Here is a 2964-nt window from a genome sequence, read left to right on the forward strand (position 1 = left end):
GCCCTGCCGGACCTCCGCCTGACGGGCGAGGACCCCCGCCGCCTGCGCGCCGCCTGGCTCAACGGCATCAAGGAACTCCGGGTCAGCCGTGGGTGACCCGGAGTTCCTTGATGCCGTTGAGCCAGGCGGCGCGCAGGCGGCGGGGGTCCTCGCCCGTCAGGCGGAGGTCCGGCAGGGCGTCGGCCAGTGCGTTGAAGATCAGGTCGATCTCCATCACCGCGAGGGACTTGCCGAGGCAGAAGTGCGGGCCGCCGCCGCCGAAGCCCAGGTGGGGGTTCGGGTCGCGGGTGATGTCGAAGACGTCCGGGTTCTCGAAGACCTCGGGGTCGTGGTTGGCGGAGGAGTAGAACATCCCCACCCGGTCACCGGCCTTGATCTTCTGGCCGCCGAGTTCGGTGTCCTGCGTGGCGGTGCGCTGGAAGGACACCACCGGGGTGGCCCAGCGCACGATCTCCTCCGCGGCGGTGGCCGGCCGGGTCGCCTTGTAGAGCTCCCACTGGTCGGGGTGGGTCAGGAAGGCGTGCATGCCGTGGCTGATGGCGTTGCGCGTGGTCTCGTTGCCCGCGACCGCCAGGAGGAGGACGAAGAAGCCGAACTCGTCCGAGCCGAGGTTGCCCTGGCCCTCCGCGGCGACGAGCTGGGTGACGATGTCCTTGGCCGGGCACTCCTTGCGCTGGGCGGAGAGGTTCATCGCGTAGCCGATGAGCTCCATGGCCGCGTTCGCGCCGACCTCCTCGGTGATCGCGTACTCCGGGTCGTCGTAGGCGATCATCTTGTTCGACCAGTCGAAGATCTTGGCGCGGTCCTTCTGCGGTACGCCGATCAGTTCGGCGATGGCCTGCAGCGGGAGCTCGCACGCCACCTGCGTGACGAAGTCGAAACTGCCGTCGGCGGAAACGGCCAGGGCCTCCTCGACGATCTTCCGGGCGCGGTCCCGCAGCGCGTCCTCCAGCCCGCGGATGGCCCGCGGGGTGAAGCCGCGCTGCACGATCTGGCGGACGCGGGTGTGTTCCGGCGGATCCATGTTCAGCATGATCAGTCGCTGGGCATCTATCGCATCACGCTGGATGTGCTCGTTGAAGCGGATGATCGCCGTGTTGGTGGTGGAGGAGAAGAGCTCCGGGTGCGTGGAGACGTGCTTGACGTCCGCGTGCCGGGTCACGACCCAGTAGCCCTCGTCGTCGAAGCCGGTGACGCCCCGCCGCTGCGGGCACCACCACACGGGTGAGGTCTGCCGCAGCTGCGCGAACTCCGGGAGCGGGACCCGGCTTTGGAGCAGGTCGGGGTCGGTGGCGTCGAAGCCTTCGGGCAGCGCGGGACAGGTCATCGGGGCAACTCCAAAGTCTGACGGCCCATCAGAAGTTGGCTTGAAGGTAGTAACGAGTTCTAGAAGTGACAAGGGTCGCGGCGTCAACTGTTGCGTGTGGAATCCGTGCAGGGCGCGTGCAAGACCCTTGCGTGGCGGGGCCCCAGGTCATAAGACTGCGGGGAGAACTAGAACGCGTACTAGTTCGGGCGGGGCGCCGGGACGGCCCGCCGCGCTGGCGCTGTGCAGGAGAGGACGAGCTCATGGCCGCGGAACCCGTCATCGTCGAAGCCGTACGCACCCCCATCGGCAAGCGCGGGGGCGCGCTCGCCAACCTCCATCCCGCCTACCTGCTGGGCGAGACCTACCGCGAGCTGCTGGCCCGTACCGGAATCCAGCCCGACTGCGTCGAGCAGATCGTCGGCGGCACCGTCACCCACGCCGGCGAGCAGTCGATGAACCCCGCGCGCAACGCCTGGCTCGCCATGGGCCTGCCGTACGAGACCGCCGCGACGACGGTGGACTGCCAGTGCGGCAGCTCGCAGCAGGCCAACCACATGGTCGCCAACATGATCTCCGGCGGGGTCATGGACATCGGCATCGCCTGCGGAGTCGAGGCCATGAGCCGGGTTCCGCTGGGCTCCGGCTCCAAGCACGGCCCGGGAAAGCCCTTCCCGGACGAGTGGAACGTCGACCTCCCGAACCAGTTCGAGGCCGCCGAGCGGATCGCCCGCCACCGGGGCCTCGGCCGCGAGGACGTCGACCGGCTCGGCGTGCTCTCCCAGGAGCGGGCCGGGGTGGCCTGGGCCGAGGAGCGGTTCAAGCGCGAGACCTTCGCCGTGCAGGTGCCGACGACCGAGGAGGAGCAGGCCGCCGGGCAGGGCATGTGGCGCCTGGTCGACCGGGACGAGGGACTGCGGGACACCAGCATGGAGGCGCTGGCCCGGCTCAAGCCGGTCATGCCCACCGCCGTGCACACCGCCGGGAACTCCTCGCAGATATCCGACGGGGCCGCCGCCGTGATGTGGGCCTCCCGCAAGATGGCCCGCGCGCTCAAGCTCAAGCCGCGGGCCCGGATCGTCGCCCAGACGCTCGTCGGCGCCGACCCCCACTACCACCTGGACGGGCCGATCGACGCGACCCGGGCCGTGCTCGGCAAGGCCGGGATGTCCCTCAAGGACATCGACCTCGTCGAGATCAACGAGGCCTTCGCCTCCGTCGTCCTCAGCTGGGCCCGGGTCTTCGACCAGGACCTGGAGAAGGTCAACGTCAACGGCGGGGCCATCGCCCTCGGCCACCCCGTCGGCGCCACCGGCGCCCGGCTCATCACCACGGCACTGCACGAGCTGGAGCGCCGCGACAAGGAGTTCGCGCTGATCACGATGTGCGCGGGCGGCGCGCTGGCGACCGGCACGATCATCCAGCGCCTGTGAGCCTTCGCCGCAGGCGCCTCTGAACCCCGTGGGATGGGATGCAGAAGGCCCCGGCGGCCGGACCTGGGGAGGCCGGCCACCGGGGCTTTCGTATGTCTGTGACTGCTGGCGCTGCTGCGTCCGCTGTGTGCTGGTGGCTTAGTACCAGTGGTTGGCGGACCAGAAGTTCCAGGCGCCGACGGGGCTGCCGTAGCGCTCGTTCATGTAGTCCAGGCCCCACTTGAT

Annotated in this window: 2 protein-coding genes and 1 pseudogene; 1 reads left to right on the plus strand and 2 read right to left on the minus strand. The window is 69.6% G+C overall.

The window, feature by feature from the left end:
* Positions 1 to 82 precede the first annotated feature (82 nt).
* Positions 83 to 1327 (minus strand): cytochrome P450, encoded by a 1245-nt coding sequence (locus PV721_RS42515; protein WP_319734130.1) that lies wholly within the window; start codon positions 1325 to 1327, stop codon positions 83 to 85.
* A 242-nt stretch (positions 1328 to 1569) separates the two neighbouring features.
* Here PV721_RS42515 and PV721_RS42520 point away from each other — a divergent pair, with 242 nt between their 5' ends.
* Complete coding sequence (locus PV721_RS42520; protein WP_319734132.1) at positions 1570 to 2739, plus strand: steroid 3-ketoacyl-CoA thiolase; 1170 nt, start codon at positions 1570 to 1572, stop codon at positions 2737 to 2739.
* A gap of 138 nt (positions 2740 to 2877) precedes the next feature.
* On the opposite strand, the pseudogene PV721_RS42525 reads toward PV721_RS42520, so the two are convergent.
* Positions 2878 to 2964, minus strand: a pseudogene (locus tag PV721_RS42525) (lytic transglycosylase domain-containing protein); the annotation flags it as partial.

The organism is Streptomyces sp. MB09-01 (genome assembly GCF_033794505.1).
Lineage (GTDB): Bacteria > Actinomycetota > Actinomycetes > Streptomycetales > Streptomycetaceae > Streptomyces.

Coding starts and splice junctions, on each gene's coding strand:
- PV721_RS42515 (WP_319734130.1), bottom strand. CDS start 1,327: ATGACCTGTCCCGCGCTGCCCGAAGGCTTCGACGCCACCGACCCCGAC.
- PV721_RS42520 (WP_319734132.1), top strand. CDS start 1,570: ATGGCCGCGGAACCCGTCATCGTCGAAGCCGTACGCACCCCCATCGGC.